Source organism: Burkholderia cepacia ATCC 25416 (assembly GCF_001411495.1).
GTDB classification, from domain to species: domain Bacteria; phylum Pseudomonadota; class Gammaproteobacteria; order Burkholderiales; family Burkholderiaceae; genus Burkholderia; species Burkholderia cepacia.
The window spans coordinates 641,766-666,246 of record NZ_CP012981.1 but is presented as its reverse complement, the minus strand read 5'-3'; the positions used below and the strand labels follow the sequence as shown (position 1 = coordinate 666,246).

The 24,481-nt window shown below is 68.9% G+C and carries 24 protein-coding genes; 19 read left to right on the top strand and 5 right to left on the bottom strand.

The features are described 5' to 3' along the window. Positions 1-18: 18 nt before the first annotated feature. The 4 genes from APZ15_RS03045 to flgA form a co-directional block, all read right to left on the bottom strand. On the bottom strand, positions 19-1,374 hold the full coding sequence (locus APZ15_RS03045; protein WP_034195845.1) for an SGNH/GDSL hydrolase family protein: 1,356 nt from the start codon (positions 1,372-1,374) through the stop codon (positions 19-21). A 217-nt stretch (positions 1,375-1,591) separates the two neighbouring features. Next, positions 1,592-2,032 (bottom strand): flagella synthesis protein FlgN, encoded by a 441-nt coding sequence (locus APZ15_RS03040; RefSeq protein ID WP_021163144.1) that lies wholly within the window; start codon positions 2,030-2,032, stop codon positions 1,592-1,594. 79 nt (positions 2,033-2,111) lie between these two features. Beyond that, positions 2,112-2,441 (bottom strand): flagellar biosynthesis anti-sigma factor FlgM, encoded by a 330-nt coding sequence (gene flgM, locus APZ15_RS03035; RefSeq protein WP_027788917.1) that lies wholly within the window; start codon positions 2,439-2,441, stop codon positions 2,112-2,114. Positions 2,442-2,559: 118 nt separating this feature from the next. Then, complete coding sequence (flgA, locus tag APZ15_RS03030) at positions 2,560-3,804, bottom strand: flagellar basal body P-ring formation chaperone FlgA (protein ID WP_027788918.1); 1,245 nt, start codon at positions 3,802-3,804, stop codon at positions 2,560-2,562. Between the two features lie 204 nt (positions 3,805-4,008). On the opposite strand from flgA, the gene flgB reads away from it, so the two are divergent. From flgB to APZ15_RS02965, 13 genes are all read left to right on the top strand, one after another. Next, positions 4,009-4,497, top strand: a complete 489-nt coding sequence (gene flgB, locus APZ15_RS03025) for a flagellar basal body rod protein FlgB (RefSeq protein ID WP_021164155.1) — start codon at positions 4,009-4,011, stop codon at positions 4,495-4,497. A 40-nt stretch (positions 4,498-4,537) separates the two neighbouring features. Next, on the top strand, positions 4,538-4,963 hold the full coding sequence (gene flgC, locus APZ15_RS03020; protein ID WP_021164156.1) for a flagellar basal body rod protein FlgC: 426 nt from the start codon (positions 4,538-4,540) through the stop codon (positions 4,961-4,963). A gap of 64 nt (positions 4,964-5,027) precedes the next feature. Then, positions 5,028-5,780 (top strand): flagellar hook assembly protein FlgD, encoded by a 753-nt coding sequence (locus APZ15_RS03015; RefSeq protein ID WP_027788919.1) that lies wholly within the window; start codon positions 5,028-5,030, stop codon positions 5,778-5,780. Positions 5,781-5,813: 33 nt separating this feature from the next. After that, positions 5,814-7,055 carry a flagellar hook protein FlgE gene (flgE, locus tag APZ15_RS03010; protein WP_027788920.1) on the top strand — a complete coding sequence of 414 codons (1,242 nt, stop codon included), beginning with the start codon at positions 5,814-5,816 and terminating at the stop codon, positions 7,053-7,055. Positions 7,056-7,074: 19 nt separating this feature from the next. Next, positions 7,075-7,833: a flagellar basal-body rod protein FlgF gene (gene flgF / locus APZ15_RS03005; protein ID WP_027788921.1), complete on the top strand. Its 759-nt coding sequence runs from the start codon at positions 7,075-7,077 to the stop codon at positions 7,831-7,833. Positions 7,834-7,867: 34 nt separating this feature from the next. Further along, complete coding sequence (gene flgG, locus APZ15_RS03000; RefSeq protein ID WP_021164160.1) at positions 7,868-8,656, top strand: flagellar basal-body rod protein FlgG; 789 nt, start codon at positions 7,868-7,870, stop codon at positions 8,654-8,656. Positions 8,657-8,677: 21 nt separating this feature from the next. Further along, entirely contained in the window at positions 8,678-9,370 is a 693-nt protein-coding gene (gene flgH / locus APZ15_RS02995; RefSeq protein ID WP_027788922.1) for a flagellar basal body L-ring protein FlgH, read from the top strand. A 5-nt stretch (positions 9,371-9,375) separates the two neighbouring features. Continuing rightward, a complete protein-coding gene (locus APZ15_RS02990) occupies positions 9,376-10,560 on the top strand; it encodes a flagellar basal body P-ring protein FlgI (protein ID WP_027788923.1) in 1,185 nt (394 codons plus the stop codon). Further along, positions 10,561-11,544, top strand: coding sequence for a flagellar assembly peptidoglycan hydrolase FlgJ (gene flgJ / locus APZ15_RS02985; protein WP_027788924.1), 984 nt, complete (start codon positions 10,561-10,563; stop codon positions 11,542-11,544). Positions 11,545-11,761: 217 nt separating this feature from the next. Beyond that, complete coding sequence (locus APZ15_RS02980; RefSeq protein WP_021164374.1) at positions 11,762-12,517, top strand: flagellar brake protein; 756 nt, start codon at positions 11,762-11,764, stop codon at positions 12,515-12,517. Between the two features lie 216 nt (positions 12,518-12,733). After that, positions 12,734-14,665 (top strand): flagellar hook-associated protein FlgK, encoded by a 1,932-nt coding sequence (gene flgK, locus APZ15_RS02975; RefSeq protein ID WP_027788925.1) that lies wholly within the window; start codon positions 12,734-12,736, stop codon positions 14,663-14,665. A gap of 301 nt (positions 14,666-14,966) precedes the next feature. Continuing rightward, positions 14,967-16,202 carry a flagellar hook-associated protein FlgL gene (gene flgL, locus APZ15_RS02970; protein WP_027788926.1) on the top strand — a complete coding sequence of 412 codons (1,236 nt, stop codon included), beginning with the start codon at positions 14,967-14,969 and terminating at the stop codon, positions 16,200-16,202. A 286-nt stretch (positions 16,203-16,488) separates the two neighbouring features. Then, entirely contained in the window at positions 16,489-17,796 is a 1,308-nt protein-coding gene (locus tag APZ15_RS02965; protein WP_027788927.1) for a solute carrier family 23 protein, read from the top strand. Positions 17,797-17,835: 39 nt separating this feature from the next. On the opposite strand, the gene APZ15_RS02960 is transcribed toward APZ15_RS02965, so the two are convergent. Then, positions 17,836-18,720, bottom strand: a complete 885-nt coding sequence (locus APZ15_RS02960) for a transcriptional regulator GcvA (RefSeq protein ID WP_021163478.1) — start codon at positions 18,718-18,720, stop codon at positions 17,836-17,838. A gap of 96 nt (positions 18,721-18,816) precedes the next feature. Here APZ15_RS02960 and APZ15_RS02955 point away from each other — a divergent pair, with 96 nt between their 5' ends. The 6 genes from APZ15_RS02955 to gor all read left to right on the top strand — a co-directional run bounded on the left by APZ15_RS02955 (position 18,817) and on the right by gor (position 24,379). Beyond that, positions 18,817-19,455, top strand: coding sequence for a chromate transporter (locus APZ15_RS02955; protein WP_027788928.1), 639 nt, complete (start codon positions 18,817-18,819; stop codon positions 19,453-19,455). Then, positions 19,452-19,979: a chromate transporter gene (locus tag APZ15_RS02950; protein WP_027788929.1), complete on the top strand. Its 528-nt coding sequence runs from the start codon at positions 19,452-19,454 to the stop codon at positions 19,977-19,979. The genes APZ15_RS02955 and APZ15_RS02950 overlap by 4 nt, the downstream gene beginning before the upstream one ends. Positions 19,980-20,036: 57 nt before the next feature. Further along, the gene (locus APZ15_RS02945) at positions 20,037-20,738 is read left to right on the top strand and encodes a YoaK family protein (RefSeq protein WP_027788930.1); all 702 of its coding nucleotides are present in this window, start codon (positions 20,037-20,039) and stop codon (positions 20,736-20,738) included. Positions 20,739-21,054: 316 nt separating this feature from the next. Next, positions 21,055-22,176 carry a porin gene (locus APZ15_RS02940; protein WP_027788931.1) on the top strand — a complete coding sequence of 374 codons (1,122 nt, stop codon included), beginning with the start codon at positions 21,055-21,057 and terminating at the stop codon, positions 22,174-22,176. Positions 22,177-22,551: 375 nt separating this feature from the next. Then, the gene (locus APZ15_RS02935) at positions 22,552-22,776 is read left to right on the top strand and encodes a hypothetical protein (RefSeq protein WP_027788932.1); all 225 of its coding nucleotides are present in this window, start codon (positions 22,552-22,554) and stop codon (positions 22,774-22,776) included. Positions 22,777-23,020: 244 nt separating this feature from the next. Continuing rightward, entirely contained in the window at positions 23,021-24,379 is a 1,359-nt protein-coding gene (gor, locus tag APZ15_RS02930; protein WP_027788933.1) for a glutathione-disulfide reductase, read from the top strand. The last annotated feature ends 102 nt before the right edge of the window (positions 24,380-24,481 follow it).

The following is a 24,481-nucleotide window of genomic DNA, read 5'->3' as shown; positions in this document are numbered from 1 at the left end:
CACCGCCGCCCGCGCCGGTCAGTTCAGCAGGCGCGCCCGCGCGAACGGCGCGATCCGCTCGGCGAGCCACGCGTGTGTGCGTGTCGTCGGGTGCAGCGTGTCCCAGAACACGAAGCGCGCCGGGTCGCGGCAGTCCGCACGCGGCGTCTGCGTGCTCAGGTAGGTGAGCGACGACGGTTTCGGGATGTCGAGGCACGCGCGCTTCGCGTCGTCGAAGCCGTATTGGGCAGGATGGCTCAGCAGGTCGTCGAACAGCGCGTACGCGTCGAACACCTCGAGCCGCAGCGTCGCGCCGTAACGGGCGCGCAGCGCGGCGGCCGCGTCGGCGAGGCGCCGGTTGTAGTCCTTCACCTGCGCGGCGACGCTCGCCGTGTCGGTGCGCGTCGCGAACACCGGTGCGCGCGACACGTCCGGCAGCGTGACGAGCATGATCCGCGTCGCGCCGGCCGCGGCGAGCCGCTCGAGGCTGTCGCGCACCGCATTCGCCGCCTGCTCGGGCGAGCGCCCGTAGTTCACCAGGTCGTTGCCGCCCGCGAACACCGCGAACAGCGTGTTGGCGGGCCGGTAGTCCGGTGCGCGATCCATGTATTCGCGCCACGAGTCGATCTGCTGCACGAGGCCCGGCACGACGAGGTACTGGTCGGTCGCCGCGCCGCCGATCGCCCAGTTGTAGAACGGCAGCCGCAGCGCGTTCGCGAGATATTCGGCCCACACCGGGCCGTTGCTGAAGCGCCCCGCCTGCCAGCTCGTGCCGTTCGGCAGCTTCCACTGGCTCGCGTTGAACATGTTCTGCGTGTCGGACAGGCTGTCGCCGAACACGATCAGCTTGTTGACGCGTGTGTCCTGTTGCGCGGTGTCGACGGTCCACACCGTGTAGTTGAACGACAGCGCGTTGTTCGCCGCGACCGCCTGCACGAGGTCGGACCCGATGCCTTTCGCGGCCAGCGTCTTGCGGCACACGTCGGCGAGCGTGTCCTGCGTCGTCGTGCTGTAGAACATGTTCTTCCACTGCGTGATGCCGTCCGCCCACCAGTAGCCGGACACGCGATACCAGTCGCCGCCGGCGGGGTCGCGCGCCCATTCGTAGGTCGCGGCCGGCTTCAGCGGATCCGCGTCGATCCGGTACCAGCAGCGCAGGTACGTGTAGGTGTCGGACCCGCGGCGCGACGCGCGCGGCGTCGCGCCGGGCGTGCCCGGCGCGGCCGTCGGCACGATGTCGGGGCCGGCCGGCGACAGCGACATGTCGCCAGTCGGCACGGGCAGCGGCGCGGCGCCGGCGGCCTGCGCGGCGGAAAGCGTCAATGCGGCGCCCAGCGCCGCGACGGCGGAAACGGCGGCGGTGCGGTACGAAAACGGAATGCGGAAATATGGCATGCGGCCCTCTTCTGATTGTTGTGACGGGACGGCGGCGCGGTTGCGCAGCCGTGTATCGGAAGGGACCGTGAGTGCCGGGTTCGAGCCCGGTCTGTCGAAATGCGGGAGGCCGCGAATGGCGGCGAGGTGCTTGCTGCGAGGTACTACGAGCTGCTACGAGGTGCGGCAGGGAAGGCAGCGGCGCCACTGCCGGTCAGTCAGTTGGTCGGTCAGTGCTTCAGCGCATGAGCGCCGATACGCGCCCGTCGGGGCCATAGACGCCGGCCGGCGCGGGCGCCGAGCGCAGTACCGCGAGCGCGCGCTCGTTGTAGTCCATCCGGATCCGGATCAGCATCCCGTTGTTCGCATTGGCCTGGCGCGCGCGTTCGGCGGCCTGTTGCAGCAGCTGCCAGCGGCCGGCGAGGCGCGCATCGCGCTCGGCGGCCTGGTCCATCCCCTTCTTGCCGGCCGGAAAGCCGAGCGCGGAAAGCTGGGTGTCGCGCGTGCGTTCGAGCTGCGCGAGCCGGTCGATCAGCTCGCTCTTCTTCTCGACGATCCCGGGCAGCATCTCGAGCGGCTGGGCCATCGTCAGCGCCTTTTCCTCGTAGGCGAGCAGGGACGCGAACGCCTCGACCGTCGCGTGTTCGTCGTTGACCGTGGCCAGCAGCTCTTCTCTCATCGCGTCATGCTCGTCGCGCCGGCGCGGGTTGGGCGCGCCGGCAAACCGGGAGACCGGGGGACCGGCCGCGAGGCCGGCTTCAGTTGCCCGGGCGCTGCTGCTGCAGCAGCTCGCGGGCGGTATTCAATACGCCGTCGGCGATCTTGTTCGCATCGATCGTCAACGTGCCGTTGTTCAGCGCGTCCTTGATCGACTGGACGAGGCCCGTGTCGATATCGGCGTTGCCGGACGCGGATACCGAACGCAACTGGCCGGACAGACCCGACAGGTTCACGGTCGTGTCGCCGCCGGTCGACCCTGCGTCGGCCGCCTGCGCGGACGAAGACGAGGCCGTGCCGGATGGCGCACGGGTCGCGCCGTTGCCGGTCGGCGCCAGGGGGCTCGGGTTCGGAGTGGAATCGATCTTCACGATGGGTTTCCTGTTCGGTTTGACCCAGATAACGGCCGGGTCGGCCCGAACTTTAGCATCGCGAGCCCGAAATGCTCCGAATAAACAATTCTTTACATTCTTGCCGCTGGATCCGTCCCTACAGCGGAATCTCCACGGTGCCGGCGTCCTTGACGATCGCCGTGACGATCTGGCCCGCCGCCATCCGCACCCTGACCGACTGGCCGGGCGCGGCATTCGCCAGTGCGCTGCCCTCGGCCGAAATCGTGAAACCGGGCCCGGCCGCGACGACCCGCACCGTCTGGCCGGCCGACACCGACGCCGCGCTCTTCAGCAGGTCCTGCCGCAGCGGCAGCCCGGCCGAGATGCGCGCGAGCGCGGTCGAGCCGATCGCCTGCGCCGGATCGGTGATCACCGCGAGCGGCAGCACTGTCAGGTCGCCGTCGCGGGCGACCAGGTCGGCCGCGGAGAGCGGCTCGCCGGGCGCGATCTGGCGTGCGGCGACGTAATAGGTGGCCTGCACGGTCACTTTCGCCTGCAGGTAGACGGTCCACGGCCGCTCGCCCGCGCAGCGCACGCCGACCGTCGTGCGGCCCCACAGGCGCGCGCCGGTCGGCATGAACGGCTCGAGCGTCGTGCACGCGGCGAGCCCGCGCGGAAACGCGGTCGTGACCGTCGCGGTGGTCTTGCCGGGCAGGCCCGCGATCTGCTGCTGCAGGAACGCGAGAGCCGCGCGGCGGATCGACTCGGGATCCTGCTGGCCGGGCGGCGTCGCGGGCTGGGCGGCATTGGCTGCATTGGCCGCCGGAGCCGCGTTGGCGGAACCCGGCGTCGCGCGCGGCGCCGGCAATGCCGACGCGGCGCGGGCGGCCGCCATGCGCGAGGCGAAAGCCGGCTGCGGGGCCGGCCGTACGGGATTCGATGCGGGTTCGGCCGTGCCGGCGACGACCGTCGCGATCGCAGTCGGATCGGCAGCGCGCGGCGTGCCGTATCCGGCGTTCGCGCGGGAGGCTGCGTAGGTGGGGCGGGGCGTGGGCGCCGGTACCGCAGCAGCCGCCGGCGGCGGGACGGTCGTCACGACCATCGTGCCGGCCGGTTGCGGCGCGTAGCCGGTGCCGCTCGCCGCGCGACCCGCGTCCGGCGCGAGGCCCGCACCCGGCGCCATCGCCGCATTCCCGCCGAACTGCCCGCCGCTTGCCGCATTGGCGTGCGCGAGCGCGGTTTCGGCCGTCTCGCCGCGCCCGGGAATCACGATCATCCCGTCGTCCGCGTGCGCGGCCGGGGCGGCGATCCACAGCGCCGCGGCGAGCGCAAACGCACGCGCAAACGCACGCCGGACGTGCATGAGCCGCCCGTTCCTTCCGCGAAGTGCGCTGCCAGTCATCGCCCGATCCCCGATCCGTTGCTCCGCTTCGCATTCTAGGGAGCGGGGCCGTCGCGCAAACGATGAATAGAGGGGGCCTTTGCCGCGTTATTCGCCCGATTGCCAGTTGCGTCCGGCGCCTACCATCGCTGTCATGGAAAAAAGCCTCTCGGGTCGCCATCCGGCGCGAGGGGCGTGCAGCGCTTCATACGGAGAGACGCACACATGCTGGACAAACTCGATGCGGAATTCGCGTTCGGCCGACAGGCGCTCGACGTGCGCGCCTACCGGCAGGAACTGCTGTCGTCGAACATCGCGAACTCCGACACGCCCGGCTACCAGGCCCGCGACGTCGATTTCGCGTCGACGCTCGCGCGCTCGCTGAAGCAGGCCAATGGCGGCCTCGCGCCGAGCAACGCCGCGCAACTGCCGATGACGCAGCCGGCCGGCGTGACGAGCGGCATGTCGATGGTGTCGACGGCGGCGGGCCACATGGCCGGCACCGCGAAGCTGATCCCGACGGGCGGCCCGGCGGACGACTACGGCCGCGCGCAGTACCGGATGCCGCTGCAGCCGTCGCTCGACGGCAACACGGTCGATCTCGACGTCGAGCGCGTGCAGTTCGCGAACAACGCGCTGCACTACCAGACCGGGATGACCGTGATGACCCAGCAGATCAAGGCGATGATCGCCGCGATCACGACGAACCAGTGACGGCGCGCACCGCCTCCGAATCCGAGCAAAAGGAGCTTCCATGCCTTCGTTGATGAACATCTTCGGCGTCGCCGGCTCGGCGCTGTCCGCGCAGTCGCAGCGCCTGAACGTCACCGCGTCGAACCTCGCGAACGCCGACAGCGCGACCGGCCCCGACGGCAAGCCGTACAAGGCCAAGCAGGTCGTGTTCGCGACCGACCCGATCGGCGGCGCGCGCACCGCGTCCGGCCAGGGCGTGGGCGGTGTGCGCGTGACGAAGGTGATGGACGACCCGTCGCCGATGAAGTCGACCTACGACCCGTCGAACCCGGCCGCCGACGCGAACGGCTACGTGCAGATGCCGAACGTCGACCCGGTGCAGGAGATGGTGAACATGATCTCGGCGTCGCGCTCGTACCAGGCCAACGTCGAGACGCTGAACACCGCGAAGACGCTGATGCTCAAGACGCTGACGATCGGCTCGTAAGCCGCGCGCCGACCGACCTTACAGACCCGACAGTTCCGAAAGTCCAGACAGAAGGCCACCCAGGATGACTTCCTCCAGCACGACGATCGGCAGCAACGGCACGAACGTGTCGACCCTGCCGACCGACACGATGAACACCAACAACGTGTCGTCGACCAACGGCACGTCGGCGAGCGACCTGCAGGCGACGTTCCTGAAGCTGCTCGTCACGCAGCTGCAGAACCAGGACCCGACCAGCCCGGTCGACAGTTCGCAGATGACGTCGCAGCTCGCGCAGATCAACACGGTGAGCGGCATCGCGCAGCTGAATACGTCGCTCACGTCGCTGTCGTCGCAGCTCACGGCCGGCCAGCAGACGCAGGCCGCGCTGCTGATCGGCACGAACGTGCTCGCGCCGGGCAACGCGGTCGCGGTGAAGGGCGGCGCGGCGTCGCCGTTCGGCGTGTCGCTGTCGAGCTCGGTGTCGAACCTGACGATCACCGTGAAGAACGCGGCGGGCACCGTGGTGAACACGATCAAGGCGGGCGCGCAGTCGGCCGGCACCGTGCCGTTCAACTGGACGCCGACCGACTCGGCGGGCAATGCACTGCCGGACGGCAAGTACACGGTCAGCGCGTCGTACACCGACAGCAACGGCACGCCGCAGCCGGCCACGACGCTTGCGGCCTCGACGGTGCAGAGCGTGATCAAGCAGGCGGACGGCACGGCGGGGCTCGTGCTGTCGAACGGCACGACGGTGGGGCTGACCCAGGTCGCGTCGATCTTCCCGAATACGGCATCGTCGTCGCCCTCGTCCGGCGGCACCACCTCCAACTGATACTGATCGAGCATTCTCGAAACGGAGACCGAAATGGGTTATCAACAGGGTCTGAGCGGCCTCTCGGGTGCATCGAACGCGCTCGACGTGATCGGCAACAACATCGCCAACGCGAACACGGTCGGCTTCAAGTCGAGCACCGCGCAGTTCGCCGACATGTACGCGAACTCGGTCGCGACGTCGACCAACACGCAGATCGGCATCGGAACGCGGCTGAACTCGGTCGAGCAGAACTTCGGCCAGGGCGGGATCACCACGACGAACTCGTCGCTCGACGTCGCGATCAACGGCAACGGCTTCTTCCAGATGTCGAACAACGGCGTGACGACGTACTCGCGCGACGGCACGTTCCAGCGCGACAAGAACGGCTTCATCATCGACTCGCAGGGCCGCAACCTGATGGGCTACGCAGCCAACACGGGCGGCGTGATCAACACCGCGCAGACCGTGCCGCTGCAGGCGCCGACGACCAACCTCGCGCCGACCGCGACGACCAAGATCTCCGCGCAGTTCAACCTGAACTCGCAGGACACGGTGCCGACCAAGAAGCCGTTCAGCGCGACCGACAACACGACGTACAACTACTCGACGTCGATCCAGGTTTACGACTCGCTCGGCGGCTCGCAAGCGGTCAACATGTATTTCGTGAAGTCGGCGGCCGGCACGTGGGAAGCGTACGCGGGCGTGCAGGGCGGCGCGACGAACGACCTCGGCACGGTCACGTTCGACTCGTCGGGCGCGATCCAGAGCACGACGACGGGCACGCCGGCCACGCCGACCACGTCGCTCGGCCAGTTCCAGTTCACGGTGCCGAACACCGACGGCTCGGCGACGCCGCAGAACCTCACGCTCGACCTGACCGGCACGACGCAGTACGGCGGCAAGGACGGCGTGAACAACCTCGCGCAGGACGGCTTCGCGAGCGGCACGCTGACGACCTACACGATCGGCACCGACGGCAAGCTGACCGGCAACTACTCGAACGGCCAGACCGCCGTGCTCGGCCAGATCGCGCTCGCGAACTTCAACAACCCGAACGGGCTGGTGAACCTCGGCGGCAACCAGTACGCGGAAAGCTCCGCGTCGGGCGTGCCGCAGATCTCGGCGCCGGGCAGCACGAACCACGGCACGCTGCAGGGCAGCGCGCTCGAGAGCTCGAACGTCGACCTCACGTCGCAGCTCGTCAACCTGATCACCGCGCAGCGCAACTACCAGGCGAACGCGCAGACGATCAAGACGCAGCAGACCGTCGACCAGACGCTCATCAACCTGTAAGCGCGGATAACGGGCAGCCATGGACCGACTGATCTACACGGCGATGACGGGCGCGTCGCAGTCGCTCGACCAGCAGGCGATCGTCGCGAACAACCTCGCGAACGCGTCGACGACGGGCTTTCGCGCGCAGCTCGCGACGTATCGCGCGGTGCCGATGAATTTCGGCGACGGCAGCAACATCGACCCGACGACGACGCGCACCTACGTGCTCGCGTCGACGCCCGGCGCCGATTACGCGCCGGGTCCGATCACGCGCACCGGCAACCCGCTCGACGTCGCCGTGCAGGGCGCCGGCTGGCTGGCGGTGCAGGCGGCCGACGGCAGCGAGGCGTACACGCGCGCCGGCAACCTGCACGTCGACGAGAACGGCCAGCTCGTCACCGCGAGCAACCTGCCGGTGGTCGGCAACGGCGGCCCGATCTCGGTGCCGCCGAACGCGGAAGTGACGATCGGCAAGGACGGCACGGTGTCCGCGCTGATGCCGGGCGACCCGCCGACGGCGGTCGCGATCGTCGACCAGATGAAGCTCGTCAATCCCGATCCGGCCACGCTCACGCGCGGCAACGACGGGTTGTTCCGCACCGCCGACGGCAATCCGGCCGACGCCGACCCGAACGTGGTCGTCACGCCGAATTCGCTCGAGGGCAGCAACGTCAACCCGGTGACCGCGATGGTCGCGATGATCGACAACGCGCGCGCGTTCCAGCTTCAGTCGAAGCTGATCCAGACGGCCGACCAGAACGAGCAGTCGGCGAACCAGCTGCTCAACTTCAGCTGAGCGCCCGCGCCAGCTTACGCAGGAGAATCGACAAGTGAACCGTTCGCTCTACATCGCCGCCACCGGCATGAATGCGCAGCAGGCGCAGATGGACGTGATTTCGAACAACCTCGCGAACACCAGCACGAACGGCTTCAAGGCGTCGCGCGCGGTGTTCGAGGATCTGCTGTACCAGACCATCCGCCAGCCGGGCGCGAACTCGACGCAGCAGACCGAGCTGCCGTCGGGCCTGCAGCTCGGCACCGGCGTGCAGCAGGTCGCGACCGAGCGCCTGTACACGCAGGGCGGCCTCACGCAGACCGGCAACTCGAAGGACGTCGCGATCAACGGCGCGGGCTTCTTCCAGGTGCTGATGCCGGACGGCACGAACGCGTACACGCGCGACGGCTCGTTCCAGACCAACGCGCAGGGCCAGCTCGTCACGTCGAGCGGCTACCAGATCCTGCCGGCGATCACGATCCCGCAGAACGCGACGTCGCTGACGATCGGCAAGGACGGCGTCGTGTCGGTCACGCAGGCGGGCTCGACCAATTCGGTGCAGATCGGCTCGCTGCAGATCGCGACCTTCATCAACCCGGCCGGCCTCGAGGCGCGCGGCGAGAACCTGTTCTCCGAAACCACGTCGTCGGGCGCGCCGAACGTGTCGCAGCCGGGCCTGAACGGCGCGGGCGTGCTCAACCAGAACTACGTCGAAGCGTCGAACGTGAACGTCGTGCAGGAGCTCGTCAACATGATCCAGACGCAGCGTGCCTACGAGATCAACAGCAAGGCCGTGACGACGTCCGACCAGATGCTGCAGACCGTCACGCAGATGAAGAGCTAACCGGAAAGTCCCGTCGTCGCCATGAAGCAGGTTCGCCTCCTCCCGTCAGCCACCGTCCGCGCCGCATGCGCGGTCGCGGTGGCGGCGCTCGCCGCCGGTTGCGCGCAGATTCCGCGCGATCCGATCATCCAGCAGCCGATGACGGCGCAGCCGCCGATGCCGATGTCGATGCAGGCGCCCGGCTCGATCTACAACCCCGGCTACGCGGGGCGGCCGCTCTTCGAGGATCAGCGGCCGCGCAACGTCGGCGACATCCTGACGATCATGATCGCGGAGAACATCAACGCGACCAAGTCGTCGGGCGCGAACACGAACCGGCAGGGCAACACCGACTTCAATGTGCCGACGGCCGGCTTCCTCGGCGGGCTGTTCGCGAAGGCAAACCTGTCGGCCGCCGGCAACAACAAGTTCGCGGCGACCGGCGGCGCGAGCGCGGCGAACACGTTCAACGGCACGATCACGGTGACCGTCACCAACGTGCTGCCGAACGGCAACCTGGTGGTCAGCGGCGAGAAGCAGATGCTGATCAACCAGGGCAACGAATTCGTGCGCTTCTCGGGCGTCGTGAACCCGAACACGATCTCGGGCGCGAACTCGGTCTACTCGACGCAGGTCGCCGACGCGAAGATCGAATACTCGTCGAAGGGCTACATCAACGAAGCCGAGACGATGGGCTGGCTGCAGCGCTTCTTCCTCAACATCGCGCCGTGGTGATGACGATGCAGAAGACCCTGTTCGACCGGCTGTCGGCCCGCGCGCATGGCGCCGCGCGGCTCGCCCTCGTGTTCGCGGCGGTGGCCGCGGCGTGCGTGCTCGGCGCGGCGCCCGCGCACGCGGAACGCCTGAAGGATCTCGCGCAGATCCAGGGCGTGCGCGACAACCCGCTGATCGGCTATGGCCTCGTCGTCGGTCTCGACGGCACGGGCGACCAGACGATGCAGACGCCGTTCACGACGCAGACGCTCGCGAACATGCTCGCGAACCTCGGCATCTCGATCAACAACGGTTCGGCCAACGGCGGCCCGTCGTCGCTGAGCAACATGCAGCTGAAGAACGTCGCGGCCGTGATGGTGACCGCCACGCTGCCGCCGTTCGCGCGGCCGGGCGAGGCGCTCGACGTCACCGTGTCGTCGCTCGGCAACGCGAAAAGCCTGCGCGGCGGCACGCTGCTGCTCACGCCGCTGAAGGGCGCGGACGGCCAGGTCTATGCGCTCGCGCAGGGCAACATGGCGGTCGGCGGCGCGGGCGCGAGCGCGAACGGCAGCCGCGTGCAGGTGAACCAGCTCGCGGCCGGCCGGATCGTCGGCGGCGCGATCGTCGAGCGTGCGGTGCCGAACGCGATCGCGCAGATGAACGGCGTGCTGCAGCTGCAGCTGAACGACATGGACTACGGCACCGCGCAGCGGATCGTGTCCGCGGTCAATTCGAGCTTCGGCCCGGGCACCGCGACGGCGCTCGACGGCCGCACGATCCAGCTCGCCGCGCCGGCCGATTCGGCGCAGCAGGTCGCGTTCATGGCGCGCCTGCAGAACCTCGACGTGAGCCCGGACAAGGCCGCGGCGAAGGTGATCCTGAACGCGCGCACCGGCTCGATCGTGATGAACCAGATGGTCACGCTGCAGAGCTGCGCGGTCGCGCACGGCAACCTGTCGGTCGTGGTCAACACGCAGCCGGTGGTGTCGCAGCCGGGGCCGTTCTCGAACGGGCAGACGGTGGTGGCGCAGCAGTCGCAGATCCAGCTCAAGCAGGACAACGGCGCGCTGAAGATGGTGACGGCCGGCGCGAATCTCGCCGACGTCGTGAAGGCGCTGAACACGCTCGGCGCGACGCCCGCGGACCTGATGTCGATCCTGCAGGCGATGAAGGCCGCCGGCGCGCTGCGCGCCGACCTGGAGATCATCTAAATGGCAGCCTCTCTTCCGAACGCGAACGACCTCACGCAGCGCTTCGCGCTCGACGTGCAGGGTTTCGACGCGCTGCGCGCGCAGGCCAAACAGTCGCCGCAGGCCGGCGCGAAGGCGGTCGCCGGCCAGTTCGACGCGATGTTCACGCAGATGATGCTCAAGAGCATGCGCGACGCGTCGCCGGACGGCGGGCTGTTCGATTCGCATACGTCCAAGCTGTACACGTCGATGCTCGACCAGCAGCTCGCGCAGCAGATGTCGACGCGCGGGATCGGCGTCGCCGACGCGCTGATGAAGCAGCTGCTGCGCAATGCGGGGCAGGGCGCGGGCAGCGACACGGCGGCCGACGTCGGCGCGGCCGGCCTGGGCGCGGGCGGCCTCGGCACGTCGGGTAACGAAGGCGGCCTCGCCGCGATGAACGCGATGGCGAAGGCCTACGCGAACGCGGCGAACAACGGCGGGCTCGCCGGCACGCGCGGCTACTCGGCCGGCAGCGCGCTGACGCCGCCGCTGAAGGGCGCGAGCGGCGTGCAGGACGCCGACGCGTTCGTCGACCGGCTCGCGGGCCCCGCGCAGGCGGCCAGCGCGTCGACCGGCATCCCGGCGCGCTTCATCGTCGGCCAGGCCGCGCTCGAGTCGGGCTGGGGCAAGCGCGAGATCCGCGCGAGCGACGGCTCGACCAGCTACAACGTGTTCGGCATCAAGGCGACCAAGGGCTGGACCGGCCGCACGGTGTCGGCGCTGACGACGGAATACGTGAACGGCACGCCGCGCCGCGTGGTCGCGAAGTTCCGCGCGTACGACTCGTACGAGCACGCGATGACCGATTACGCGACCCTGCTGAAGAACAATCCGCGCTACTCGGGCGTGCTGAGCGCGAGCCGCAGCGTCGAAGGCTTCGCGCACGGGATGCAGAAGGCCGGCTACGCGACCGACCCGAACTACGCGAAGAAGCTGATCTCGATCATGCAGCAGATCGGCTGACGGCCCGTCGGCCCGCGCCGTTGCCCCTTTCGGACCGCGCCCGGCAGCCCGCCGCGCGCGGTTTCAACGTTTGCGCGAAAAAAATCCCCGTTTCGATCTAAACTTTCGGTCAGCACTGCCGCTAAGTGTGAGAGACCTGCGACCGGGCCCCCGTTCTGGCCCGGTTTTATCGCGCACCGGTTGCCCGGGCGCCCATGACAAGAAAGACCGGCTAGCCATGAATATCGAAACGTCGACGGACCCCAGCCTGGATGCAGGCCACTCCGGGCCCGACTATGCCCGCCGCAATCCGCTGGAAATCGGCGTGCAGCTGCGCAACCTCGTCAATCGCGGCGATTTCCTGACCGTCCAGTATCCGGGCGGCCAGCTCGTCACGCGCCTGCTCGAGGTGGATGTCGGCGCGCGGACGTTCACGTTCGACTGGGGCGCGCTGTCCGAGCAGAACGCCGGCATCCTGGGCGCGTCGCACTGCACGTTCGCGGCCGCGCCGGAGGGCGTGCGCGTCGAATTCTCCACGGGCACGCCGCGCGAGACGCGCTACGAGGGGCTGCCCGCGTTCGTCGCCGATTTCCCCGACGTCCTGATGTGCATCCAGCGCCGCGAGTATTTCCGCGTCGATGCGCCGGTCGTCGATCCGTACGTGTGCCGCGGCAAGCTGCCGGACGGTGAGAGCTTCCTGTTCGAGGTGCACAACCTGTCGCTCGGCGGCGTGGGGCTGCGCACGGCGGACGAACGCGTCGAGGCGCTCGAGGTCGGCACGCTGCTGCCCGACGTCGAGCTCGAGCTGACCGGCCACGGCAAGCTGTCGCTCGACCTGCAGCTCGTGTCGCAGCGTTCGACGCAGATGCCGAACGGGTCGCGGCGCTACCAGCTCGGCTTCCGCTACATGTCACTGCCGGGCAGCGCGGAGAACACGCTGCAGCGGCTGATCACGCAGCTCGAGATGAAGCGCCGCTCGCTCGCGCGGGCCTGACGCGCCCGCGGCGGCCGGCCCCGCCCGGGGCCGCTCGAGGCCGCCCGCGCGCCGTCCACGCACCGCCGCCGGCCCGGGCCGCCGGGCGTTTCGACCCGCCACGCGCGAGCGCGCGTCGAGCGTGCATTTTTTCCTCAATTTTTTCGATCCGCGGCCGTTATACCGGGAGTCACGCAACCCGGCGGCCGCAGCGCGGCCGGCTCATCAGGATCGCGCATGTCCAACACACTCATGAACCTCGGCGTCAGCGGCCTGAATGCCGCGCTCTGGGGCCTCACGACGACCGGCCAGAACATCAGCAACGCGGCGACGCCGGGTTATTCGGTCGAACGCCCCGTCTATGCCGAGGCAAGCGGCCAGTACACGAGCAGCGGCTACATGCCGCAGGGCGTGAACACCGTCACCGTGCAGCGGCAGTACAGCCAGTACCTGAGCGACCAGCTGAACGGCGCGCAGACGCAGAGCGGCGCGCTGTCGACTTGGTATTCGCTCGTCACGCAGCTGAACAACTACATCGGCAGCCCGACGTCCGGCATCTCGACCGCGATCACGAACTACTTCACCGGGATGCAGAACGTCGCGAACAGCGCGTCCGACGCGTCGGTGCGGCAGACCACGATGAGCAATGCGCAGACGCTCGCGAACCAGATCACGGCGGCCGGCCAGCAGTACGACGCGCTGCGCCAGAGCGTGAACACGCAGCTCACGAGCACCGTGACGCAGATCAACGCGTACACCGCGCAGATCGCGCAGCTGAACCAGCAGATCGCGTCCGCGAGCAGCCAGGGCCAGCCGCCGAACCAGCTGATGGACCAGCGCGACCTCGCGGTGTCGAACCTGTCGAACCTCGCGGGCGTGCAGGTCGTGCGCAACAGCGACGGCTACAGCGTGTTTCTCGCGGGCGGCACGCCGCTCGTCGTCGCGAACAAGAGCTACCAGCTCGCGGCCGTCACGTCGCCGTCCGATCCGAGCGAGCTGACCGTCGTGTCGCAGGGCATCGCCGGCGCGAACCCGCAGGGGCCGAACCAGGCGCTGTCCGACGCGTCGCTGTCGGGCGGCACGCTCGGCGGCCTGCTCGCGTTCCGCAGCCAGACGCTCGACCCGGCCGAAGCGCAGCTCGGCGCGATCGCGACCAGCTTCGCCGCGCAGGTCAACGCGCAGAACGCGCTCGGCATCGACCTGTCGGGCAACGTCGGCGGCAACCTGTTCACCACCGGCACGCCGATCACGTACGCGAACCAGGGCAATACCGGCAACGCGGCGCTGTCCGTGTCGTTCGCGAACGCGTCGCAGCCGACCACGAGCGACTACACGCTGTCGTACGACGGCACGAACTACACGCTGACCGACCGCGCGAGCGGCGCGGTGGTCGGCCAGTCGGCCAGCATGCCGGCCTCGATCGGCGGGCTGAACTTCTCGTTCTCGTCCGGCGCGATGAACGCCGGCGACAAGTTCACCGTGCAGCCGACGCGCGGCGCGCTGAACGGCTTCGGCCTCGCGACGTCGAACGGCTCCGCGATCGCGGCGGCGTCGCCGTACGTGCCGTCGGCCGCCAAGACGAACACGGGCACCGGCACGATCGGCGGGCTGACGGTCACCAGCGCGACGGCCGCGGCCAATCCGCACAACTACACGATCACGATGGGCGGCACGACCGCCAGCCCGACCTACACGGTCACCGACAACACGGCCGTGCCGCCGACGACCAGCGCGGCGCAGCCGTACCAGTCCGGCACGCCGATCACGCTGACGGCCGGCGTCACGGTCACGGTGTCGGGCGCGCCCACGGCCGGCGACACGTTCACGGTCGCGCCGAACACGGGCGGCACGAACGACGGCAGCAACGCACTTGCGCTGTCGAAGCTCGTCAGCGCGAAATCGTTCGGCAACGGCTCGACCACGCTGACGGGCGCGTACGCGAGCTACGTGAACGGCATCGGCAACACGACGAGCCAGCTGAAGTCGTCGAGCGCCGCGCAGACTTCGCTGATCGGCCAGATCACGCAGGCGCAGCAGTCGGTGTCGGGCGTGAACCAGAACGAAGAGGCGGCCAACCTGATGCAGTACCAGCAGCTCTACCAGGCGAACGCGAAGGTGATCCAGACCGCGTCGACGCTGTTCCAGACCGTGCTCGGCCTGTTCAACTGATTAGGGTCTGTTCGCGTATGAAACGCACATGCGAATGCCCGAAATCGCTCGCAGGGCAAGAAGTGAGGAGCGCCGTTTGGCCGAGCCAAACAAGCGACGAGCGACGCCGCCATGCGGGCGATTTCGGGCATTCCCGTGGAATGAATCTTTTAATTTGGGGTTGCCACGAGAAGGGCCGCTCGCCGCGTTGCGCTCCTTGCGAATACGTCCAGTATTCGCAGCGTCGCGCGCCTCGCGAGCGGCCCTTCTCGTGGCAACGCATGCGCGTTTCATACGCGAACAGACCCTAGGGATCAAAGCGATGCGGATTTCCACCACGCAGTTCTACCAGATGAACGTCGCGCAGATGAACGATCAGCAGGCGCAGCTCTCGCAGCTGTACCAGCAGATCTCGAGCGGCGTGAGCCTCTCGACGCCTGCCGACAACCCGCTCGGCGCCGCGCAGGCGGTGCAGCTGTCGATGACGTCGGCGACGCTGTCGCAGTATGCGTCGAACCAGAACGCCGCGCTGTCGTCGCTGCAGAAGGAAGACCAGACGCTCATCAGCGTCAACAACCTGCTGAACAACATCCATACGGTCGTGATCCAGGCCGGCGACGGCTCGCTGTCCGACAGCGACCGCGCGGCGCAAGCGACGCAGCTGCAGGGCTATCGCGACCAGTTGCTGACGCTCGCGAACTCGACCGACGGCTCGGGCAACTACCTGTTTTCGGGCTTCCAGTCGACCACGGCGCCGTTCTCGAACGCGCCGGGCGGCGGCGTGACCTACAGCGGCGACACGGGCACGCGGCAGGTGCAGATCGCCGATACGCGCGCGATCTCGCAGGGCGACAACGGCGCGAACGTGTTCCTGTCGGTGCCGATGCTCGGCAGCCAGCCGGTGCCGCTCGCCGGCGCGGGCAACACGGGCACGGGCACGATCGGCGCGGTGTCGATCACGAGCCCGTCGGCCGCGACCAACACGCACCAGTTCACGATCACGTTCGGCGGCACGGCCGCCGCGCCGACCTATACGGTCACCGACAACACCGTGGTGCCGCCGACCACGACCGCCGCGCAGCCGTATTCGGCCGGCGCCGGGATCGCGCTCGGCAACGGCCTGTCGGTGCCGGTGTCGGGAACGCCGGCGTCCGGCGACACGTTCACCGTCACGCCCGCGCCGAAGGCCGGCACCGACGTGTTCGCGGCGCTCGACTCGATGATCGCCGCGCTGAAGGTGCCGATCAGCAGCAACACGTCCGCCGCGGCCTCGCTCGCGAACGCGATGACCACCGGCACGACGAAGCTGAACAACATGATGACGAATGTCCTCACCGTGCAGGCGTCGGTCGGCGGCCGCGAGCAGGAAATCAAGGCGATGCAGACCGTGAACCAGACCAACACGCTGCAGGTCACCAGCAACCTGTCCGACCTGACGAGCACCAACATGGTGTCGACGATCAGCCAGTTCCTGCAGATGCAGAACGCGCTGACGGGCTCGCAGAAGGCTTACGCGCAGCTGCAGAACCTGTCGCTGTTCCAGTACATCAACCCCTGATGCACGCCGCGCCGGCCGCGATGTGAGCGCACGCTTGCGTCGCGGCCGGTGTCGACCGCCGGCGGCCCGCTCGTTCGCCCCCGATGCGCGGCCGCCCGGCAGCCGGGCCGCGCGATCGCGCCCCGTTTCGCCTGCACCCGGCCGCGCCCCGCGCCTGCCGGCGCCGCCCGCCGGCCCGCGTGTCGGTCTGCTTGCCAGCCCCATTTCCGCTCCGTAAACTCGCGCCAGATTCCAGACCGGCGCATCCTCCGCAGCCGGCGACCGACCGACAGGAGCCCTTTTCCCCATGTCCGATTCCTACTTCCCGCGCTGGCGGGTGCAATCGACCGGCGCGGCATCGCGCGTGGTCGGCCCCGACGAGCGCCTGCCGTGGCCGCAGATGGTCGCGATGGGCGTGCAGCACGTCGTCGCGATGTTCGGCTCGACCGTGCTCGCGCCGCTGCTGATGGGCTTCGACCCGAACCTGTGCATCTTCATGTCGGGCATCGGCACGCTGCTGTTCTTCGTGCTGGTCGGCGGCCGCGTGCCGAGCTACCTCGGCTCGAGCTTCGCGTTCATCGGCCTCGTGATTGCGGTGACCGGTTACGGCGGCAGCGGCCCGAACCCGAACATCCCGGTCGCGCTCGGCGGGATCGTCGCGTGCGGTGTCGTGTACGTCGCGCTCGGCGTGCTGGTGCAGGCGATCGGCACGCGCTGGATCGAGACGCTGATGCCGCCGGTCGTGACCGGCGCGGTGGTCGCGGTGATCGGGCTCAACCTCGCGCCGATCGCGGTCAAGGGCGTGTCCGCATCGACCTTCGAATCGGTGATGGCGCTCGTCACGGTGCTGTGCGTCGGCGGCGTCGCGGTGTTCTCGCGCGGCATGGTGCAGCGCCTGCTGATCCTCGTCGGGCTCGTGATCGCCTACGCGATCTATGCGGTCGCGACCAACGGGATGGGGCTCGGCAAGCCGATCGATTTCTCGATCGTCGGGCACGCGGCCTGGTTCGGGGTGCCGAGCTTCCGCGCGCCGGTGTTCGATCCGCACGCGATGCTGATGCTCGCGCCGATCGCGGTGATCCTGGTCGCGGAGAACCTCGGCCACATCAAGGCCGTCAGCGCGATGACGGGCACCAGCCTCGATCGCTACGTGGGCCGCGCGTTCATCGGCGACGGGCTCGCGACGATCGTGTCGGGCAGCGTCGGCGGCACGGGCGTGACGACCTACGCGGAGAACATCGGCGTGATGGCCGTCACGCGGATCTACTCGACGCTCGTGTTCGCGGTCGCCGCGCTGATCGCGATCGTGCTCGGCTTCTCGCCGAAGTTCGGCGCGGTGATCCAGACGATTCCGGGCCCCGTGCTCGGCGGCGTGTCGATCGTCGTGTTCGGGCTGATCGCGGTGACGGGCGCGCGGATCTGGGTCGTCAACAAGGTCGACTTCTCCGACAACCGCAACCTGATCGTCGCGGCCGTCACGCTCGTGCTCGGCGCGGGCGACTTCTCGCTGAAGATCGGCGGCTTCGGGCTCGGCGGGATCGGCACCGCGACGTTCGGCGCGATCATCCTGTACGCGATCCTGCGCAAGGAAAAGGAACCGGGCCCGGTGGTCTGACCGGGAGCGGGCGGCGCGATGCCGCCCGCCGGCGCGGCCTCACGCGCCGGTATTCGACTGCGCCTGCAGCCACGCGCAGAACTGCGCGACGAGCGGATCGTCGGCCGGCGCGCGCGGCGCGATCCACCAGTAGCTGCGCGTCGCGATGCGCGGCCCCGCCAGCGGCATCACGAGCCGGCCGCTCGCGAGCTCGTCGTCGATCAGCGGCAACGGGCCGAGCGCGACGCCGAGCCCGTCGACGGCAGCCTGCAGCGCCAGGTAGAAGTGGTCGAACGACTGCCGCTTGCGCCCCTTCATCGTCACGCCGGCCGCCGCGAACCAGTCGCGCCAGCCTTCCGGCCGCGTATCCGAATGCAGCAGCACGTGGCGCGCGAGATCGTCCGCGCGCGCGATCGGCGCGCGTTTGAGCAGCGCGGGGCTGCAGACCGGAATCACGCTTTCGTCGAGGAAGTGGCCGCTCGTGCAGTTCGACCAGTGGCCGGGGCCGCGGCGGATCGCGACGTCGAAACCGTCGAGCGCGTCGAGCGGCGCGTTCGACGTCGACAGCTTCAGCTCGACGTTCGGCACGTCGCGCTGGAACCGCGACAGGCGCGGCAATAGCCATTTCATCGCGAAGGTCGGCAGCGCGTTGATGCGCAGCACGCGTGCCGCGCCGGTGTTGCGCAGCTGCTCGGTCGCGTGCGCGATGCTGTCGAACGCCGCGCGCACGGTGTCCAGGTAGCGACGGCCTTCGTCGGTGAGCTTCACGCGCTTGCCGTAGCGGTGGAACACCGGCTTGCCGAGCCATGCCTCGAACCCGGCGATCTGGCGACTGATGGCACCGTGAGTCACATGCAGCTCGTCGCCGGCGGCGCTGAAGCTTTCATGTCGTGCCGCGGCTTCAAAGGCCCGAAGCGCGGAAAAGGGCGGGAGATCGCGTGCCATGCTTGTGATTCTAGATCACAAGGGCGCGCCGATAAAATCGTTTTGCAGGCCTGCCGAACGGCGGTAACCTCGGTTCACCGTTTGATGAGGAGCCCCATGCAATCCGCCTTTCCGCCCGCCGCCCCGCCGCCGGCCGCGTCCCCCCGCCGCATCGGCCTCGCCGAGTTGTTCACCGGCTTCCTGTCGCTTGGCCTCATGTCGTTCGGCGGTGCGCTGCCGTTCGCGCGGCGCACCATCGTCGACGAGCGCAAGTGGCTTTCCGCCGACGAATTCACCGACCTGCTCGGGCTGTGCCAGTTCCTGCCGGGCGGCAACGTGATCAACCTGTCGGTGGCCGTCGGCATGCGCTTTCGCGGCGTGGCCGGCGCGTTCGCCGCCATTCTCGGGCTGATCGCGGGCCCGACGCTCGTCGTCGTCGCGCTCGGCGTGCTGTATGCGAAGACGCAGAACGATCCGCGCGTGCAGCACCTGTTCGCGGGGCTCGCCGCCGCGGCGGCCGGGCTGCTCGTCGCGATGGCCGTGAAGGTCGCGAAGCCGCTGCGGCACGCGCGCGCGGCGGCCGGCATCGCGGCGCTCGCGTTCGTCGCGATCGCGGTGCTGCGCATCCCGCTGCTGACCGCGATGCTCGTGCTGACGCCCGTCAGCATCTGGCTCGCGTCGCGGCGCCGCGACGCGGGCACGCCGCAGCCGGCGCCGGCCGCGGCGCGCGACACGCAGCCGGGAGGCCGGCCATGAACGACACGCTGATCGCCATCGCGACGATCTTCAGCCAGTTGTCGCTGCTCGCATTCGGCGGCGGCAACACGATCCTGCCGGAGATGCAGCGGCAGGTCGTCAACGTCCATCACTGGATGAGCGCGCACGAGTTCACCGCGCTGTTCGCGCTGGCCCAGGCGGCGCCCGGGCCGAACATGATGATCGTGTCGCTGGTCGGCTGGCACGTGGCCGGCTGGAGCGGGCTGCTGGTCGCGTCGCTCGCGAAGTTCGGGCCGTCGTCGATCGTCACCGTGCTCGCGCTGCATGCGTGGGAGCGCTTTCGCGACCGGCCGTGGCGCCGCTACGTGCAGCAGGGGATGATGCCCGTCACGGCCGGGCTCGTCGCGGCGAGCGCGGTGCTGATCTCCGAGGCGTCGAACCGCACGGCGATCCAGTGGGGCATCACCGCCGCGTGCGCGGTGCTCGCGTGGCGCACGCGCATCCATCCGCTGTGGCTGCTCGCGGGCGGCGCGCTGATCGGGCTCACGGGCATCGGGCAATGACCGGCGCACGGTAACGTCCCGTGCGCCATACTGGCGCGAATCTTCACGGGAGGCTCGATGGATCTCGACGGCGCCAGCCGCAATCTCACTGTCGCCGCGTTGCTGACGCTGTCAGGCGGCTACCTCGACGCATACACGTACGTGGGCCACGGCCACGTGTTCGCGAACACGATGACGGGCAACGTCGCGCTGCTCGGCATCAACGTGTCGGCCGGCGAATGGGCGGCCGCGCTGCACCACGTGCCGCCGCTCGGCGGCTTCGTGGTCGCGGTGTTCGTCGCGCACCTGCTCGGCCTCGCCGCGCAGCGCGGCTGGATGCGGCATACCGCATTCGCGAGCCTGCTCGTCGAGATCGCGTTTCTCGGCGTCGCCGCGAGCGGGCTCGTCGGCGCGTCGAGCGCATGGCTGATTCCGGGCATTTCGTTCGTCGCGACGCTGCAGACGCTGTCGTTCACCCATCTCGAGGAACTGTCGTACACGTCGGTGATGACGACCGGCAACCTGCGCCGCGCCGCGCAGAAGCTGTTCGTCGGGCTGATCCCGCGCTACGACGCGGGCGCGCTGCACGACTCGGCGCTGCTCGCGACGATCAGCTTCTGCTTCCTGGCCGGTGCGGTGATCGGCGGCCTCGTCACGCGGCTCGTGCCGGAGCTCGCGCTGTGGGGCGCCGTGCTGCTGCTCGCCGGTGCGTTCGCGGAGATCCTCCGGCGCGCCTGGCGCCGGCGCGAGACGCCCGGCGAGCCGTCGTCGGCGGCGTGACGGCGCCGCCCGCCGGCACTTCCGGCCGCCTGCCCGTTCCCCCGCGCCTGCGGGGCGATGCTTACAGACCCGACATCCCGTCAGCCGCGTGGCCGGAGGATGCCGTGCGGCATCCGACGCCCGCCCGGCGCGCCTCGCGCGCGCGGCGTTGTGCGCGGGCGACAGTTCCGCCGTTACCGCGCATTTCAATTTCTTTCAGCGATTGCAGTCGTCATATGATTCAGCCCACATCGCGCGCGCCAAGAACGCGAGCGATCGCCACCCGGCTGCGCACGCGGCCGGCCATGAACGGAGACACCTACAAACAGGAAAGCTCATGAAGCAGACCACACGACTCGCAGCCATCGCAGGGGGCGCCGCGCTCGCATTTGCCAGCCAGTACGCGGCCGCACAAAGCTCGGTCACGCTCTGGGGCGTCGCCGACGCCAGCATTCGCTACCTCACCAACGCCAACGCCAAGAACGACGGCCTGCTGTCGATGACCAACGGCGCGATCACGAACAGCCGCTTCGGCATCTACGGCACGGAAGATCTCGGCGGCGGCCTGAAGGCCGTGTTCAACCTCGAAAGCGGCGTGAACCTGCAGAACGGCGCATTCGCCGACAGCGGCCGCCTGTTCAACCGCGCGGCGTACGTCGGCCTGCAGAGCCCGTACGGCACGGTGACCCTCGGCCGCCAGAAGACGCCGCTGTTCGACCTGCTGTCGGACACCTACGATCCGCTGACGGTCGGTAACTACCTCGAAAACGCGTGGCTGCCGGTCGCACTCGGCGGCGGCCTGTATGCGGACAACCAGATCAAGTACACGGGCAAGTTCGAAGGCCTGACCGCGAAGGCGATGTACTCGACCGGCACCAACTACGAATCGACCGGCGCCGGCGGCTTCTCGGGCCAGATCCCGGGTTCGCTCGGCAAGGGCAATGCGTGGGGCGTGTCGCTGTCGTACGTGATGGGCCCGCTCAGCATCGCGGCCGGTGCGCAGCAGAACAGCGACAACTCGGCGCGCAAGCAGACGATCTACCACGCGAACGTCGTGTATGCGTTCAGCAAGGCGAAGATCTACGCGGGCTACCTGCGCTCGAAGGACGACACGGGCTTCGTCGACAGTCTGCTCGCCCAGCAGTCGATTCCGGTCGCGAAGGGCACCGGCCGGATCGACGACGGTCCGTTCGCGGGCGTGAGCTGGCAGGTCAGCGCACCGCTGACGCTGACGGGCGCGTTCTACTACGACCACATGCGCAATGCGATGACCACGAACGGCACGCTCGCGAGCGGCAACCGCTACGCGATCGTCGGCATCGCCGAGTACGCGCTCAGCAAGCGCACGGAAATCTACGGCACCGTCGACTTCAACAAGACGAACGGCGCGGCGAACGTCGAGCTGCCCGGCCGCAGCAACCAGACCGGCATCGCGATCGGCCTGCGCAATATCTTCTGACGAACGTCGGAACGCATGCGTCGGCAATCGTCCGGCATGCATCGAAGGGGCGCCGCGAGGCGCCTCTTTTTTTTCGTCATGCGACCTTCATACGCGCGCACGACTATTCGGCGAATGCTCCATCACGAGACCCCCGCGCCGTAAGGGAACCGTCGGCAATCCAGAACATACTTTTACAGTGCGCGCGAAGCCTTTCCGCTACGCTGCGTGCATCGCCCGTTGCGTGCCGCCAGGTTCGCGCGTGCGTCGTTCCGGTCACGCTCGGCGAGCGCGGCCGGCCTGGTGCGTAACTTGTGTATCCGGTGATGACAATCGCGGTTCGCCGGTTTTTTTCGTGGGACGATGCGCTCACGATTTTCTTGAAAGGGGATGACGATGGGTATCCTGAACACCGTGGGTGAAATCGCCGGCGCAATCGCCGCCGTCGAAGGCGCGGAAAAGCTGGATCCGGATGCGGGCCTGCTGACCAAGGCGGCAGCCGCCGTCGCCGGCTTCAAGGGCGCGGAAGCGATCGAAGGCATGCTCGAGAAGAAGGAAGAGCAGCCGCAGCAGGCAGACGACACGCAGGCGACGGACGGCAGCGACACGTCGCAGGCATGAGCATGGCGGCTGGTCCGGCCGTGGGCGCGCCCTTCGCGCGCCCGGCCGGGCCGGTGCCGCGCAGCCGGCAGGTCGGGCATGCGGTCGATCGGTGACGCATGGCACACCCGGCAGTCGGTTTGACCGGCGAGAGGCAACGTCTCTCGCCGTTTTTTATTGGGCGTGCGCGTGGCGGCACCATGTGCCGCAAGAAATCCGGAATCTTGCTATCGTGCCTGCATCCGAACTGCGATGAGGCAATGCGATGGATTTCGACTACGACCTGTTCGTCATCGGGGCCGGCTCGGGCGGCGTGCGGCTTGCGCGCATGTCCGCGTCGTACGGTGCCCGCGTCGGCATAGCGGAAGAAGAGCAGATCGGCGGCACCTGCGTGCTGCGCGGCTGCATCCCGAAGAAGCTGCTCGTCTACGCATCGCACTATCCGCACGAAGTCGAGGACGCGAAGGGCTTCGGCTGGACCTTCGGCGCCGGCACGCTCGACTGGCCCGCGCTGATCGCCGCGAAGGATCGCGAGATCAACCGGCTCAGCGACATCTACATCAACCTGCTGCGGCAATCGGGCGTCGAGATGCACGCCGGACGCGCGACGCTCGTCGATGCGCACACGGTCGCGATCGGCGAACGCACGATCCGCGCGCGCCACATCGCGATCGCGACCGGCTCGCGCCCGTCGATGCCGGCGCGGCCCGGCATCGAACATGCGATCACGTCGCGCGAGGCGTTGTCGCTCGCCGCGCGGCCCGCACGCATCGCGGTGGTCGGCGGCGGTTATATCGCGGTCGAGTTCGCGGGCATCTTCAACGGCTTCGGCAGCCACGTCGACCTGTTCTATCGCGGCGAGAAGATCCTGCGCGGCTTCGACGACGACGTGCGCCAGTTCCTCACCGACGAGATGACGAAGCAGGGCGTCACGATCCATGCGCGTGCGGTGGTCGAGTCGATCGAACGCGCGGACGACGGCACGCTGAGCGTGCGCGTCGGCGATGCGCGGCACGGGCCGTACGATCAAGTGCTGTATGCGACCGGCCGCGTGCCGAACGTCGACGGGCTCGGGCTCGAACAGGCGGGCGTGATGCTCGACGCACGTGGCGCGATTGCCGTCGATGCGTATTCGGCGACGTCGGTGCCGTCGATCCATGCGATCGGCGACGTCACGTCGCGGCCGCAGCTCACGCCGGTGGCGACGCGCGACGGCGCGTTGCTTGCCCGCACGCTGTTCGGCGGGTCGCGTGTCGCGACGGATCACGAATGGGTGCCGTCGGCGGTGTTCAGCCAGCCCGAGGTCGCGACGGTCGGGCTCACCGAGGCGACCGCGCGCGATCTTTACGACGGCGACGTCGACATCTATCGCACGTCGTTCAAGGCACTGCGCCACACGCTGTCGGGCCGCGACGAGCGCACGCTGATGAAGCTCGTCGTCGCGCGCGACAGCCAGCGCGTGGTCGGCGCGCACATGGTCGGCCGCGATGCGGGCGAGATCATCCAGGGGATTGCGATCGCGATTCGCGCGGGCGCGACGAAGGCGCAGTTCGATGACACGATCGGCATTCACCCGACCGCGGCCGAGGAGTTCGTGACGATGCGGCAGAAGGTGGCCGACTAGCGGGCGCGGATGCGCGCGCGTTCGTACGCGCGCGCGGCAGGATTGCCGGAATGCATCGTGACCGGCGAACCCGTCGGGTGCGGTAAAGGCAGCCGGATTTCG

Bases quoted from the DNA above. Each gene is read 5' to 3' on its own strand.
- APZ15_RS02960 (WP_021163478.1), bottom strand. From the start codon at position 18,720: ATGGCACGCGATCTCCCGCCCTTTTCCGCGCTTCGGGCCTTTGAAGCC.
- gor (WP_027788933.1), top strand. From the start codon at position 23,021: ATGGATTTCGACTACGACCTGTTCGTCATCGGGGCCGGCTCGGGCGGC.
- APZ15_RS02945 (WP_027788930.1), top strand. From the start codon at position 20,037: ATGGATCTCGACGGCGCCAGCCGCAATCTCACTGTCGCCGCGTTGCTG.
- APZ15_RS02990 (WP_027788923.1), top strand. From the start codon at position 9,376: ATGCAGAAGACCCTGTTCGACCGGCTGTCGGCCCGCGCGCATGGCGCC.
- APZ15_RS02980 (WP_021164374.1), top strand. From the start codon at position 11,762: ATGAATATCGAAACGTCGACGGACCCCAGCCTGGATGCAGGCCACTCC.
- APZ15_RS03040 (WP_021163144.1), bottom strand. From the start codon at position 2,032: ATGAGAGAAGAGCTGCTGGCCACGGTCAACGACGAACACGCGACGGTC.
- APZ15_RS03045 (WP_034195845.1), bottom strand. From the start codon at position 1,374: ATGCCATATTTCCGCATTCCGTTTTCGTACCGCACCGCCGCCGTTTCC.
- flgF (WP_027788921.1), top strand. From the start codon at position 7,075: ATGGACCGACTGATCTACACGGCGATGACGGGCGCGTCGCAGTCGCTC.
- flgH (WP_027788922.1), top strand. From the start codon at position 8,678: ATGAAGCAGGTTCGCCTCCTCCCGTCAGCCACCGTCCGCGCCGCATGC.
- flgJ (WP_027788924.1), top strand. From the start codon at position 10,561: ATGGCAGCCTCTCTTCCGAACGCGAACGACCTCACGCAGCGCTTCGCG.
- flgA (WP_027788918.1), bottom strand. From the start codon at position 3,804: ATGACTGGCAGCGCACTTCGCGGAAGGAACGGGCGGCTCATGCACGTC.
- APZ15_RS02955 (WP_027788928.1), top strand. From the start codon at position 18,817: ATGCAATCCGCCTTTCCGCCCGCCGCCCCGCCGCCGGCCGCGTCCCCC.
- APZ15_RS03015 (WP_027788919.1), top strand. From the start codon at position 5,028: ATGACTTCCTCCAGCACGACGATCGGCAGCAACGGCACGAACGTGTCG.
- APZ15_RS02940 (WP_027788931.1), top strand. From the start codon at position 21,055: ATGAAGCAGACCACACGACTCGCAGCCATCGCAGGGGGCGCCGCGCTC.
- flgE (WP_027788920.1), top strand. From the start codon at position 5,814: ATGGGTTATCAACAGGGTCTGAGCGGCCTCTCGGGTGCATCGAACGCG.
- flgL (WP_027788926.1), top strand. From the start codon at position 14,967: ATGCGGATTTCCACCACGCAGTTCTACCAGATGAACGTCGCGCAGATG.
- APZ15_RS02950 (WP_027788929.1), top strand. From the start codon at position 19,452: ATGAACGACACGCTGATCGCCATCGCGACGATCTTCAGCCAGTTGTCG.
- flgB (WP_021164155.1), top strand. From the start codon at position 4,009: ATGCTGGACAAACTCGATGCGGAATTCGCGTTCGGCCGACAGGCGCTC.
- APZ15_RS02935 (WP_027788932.1), top strand. From the start codon at position 22,552: ATGGGTATCCTGAACACCGTGGGTGAAATCGCCGGCGCAATCGCCGCC.
- flgK (WP_027788925.1), top strand. From the start codon at position 12,734: ATGTCCAACACACTCATGAACCTCGGCGTCAGCGGCCTGAATGCCGCG.
- APZ15_RS02965 (WP_027788927.1), top strand. From the start codon at position 16,489: ATGTCCGATTCCTACTTCCCGCGCTGGCGGGTGCAATCGACCGGCGCG.
- flgC (WP_021164156.1), top strand. From the start codon at position 4,538: ATGCCTTCGTTGATGAACATCTTCGGCGTCGCCGGCTCGGCGCTGTCC.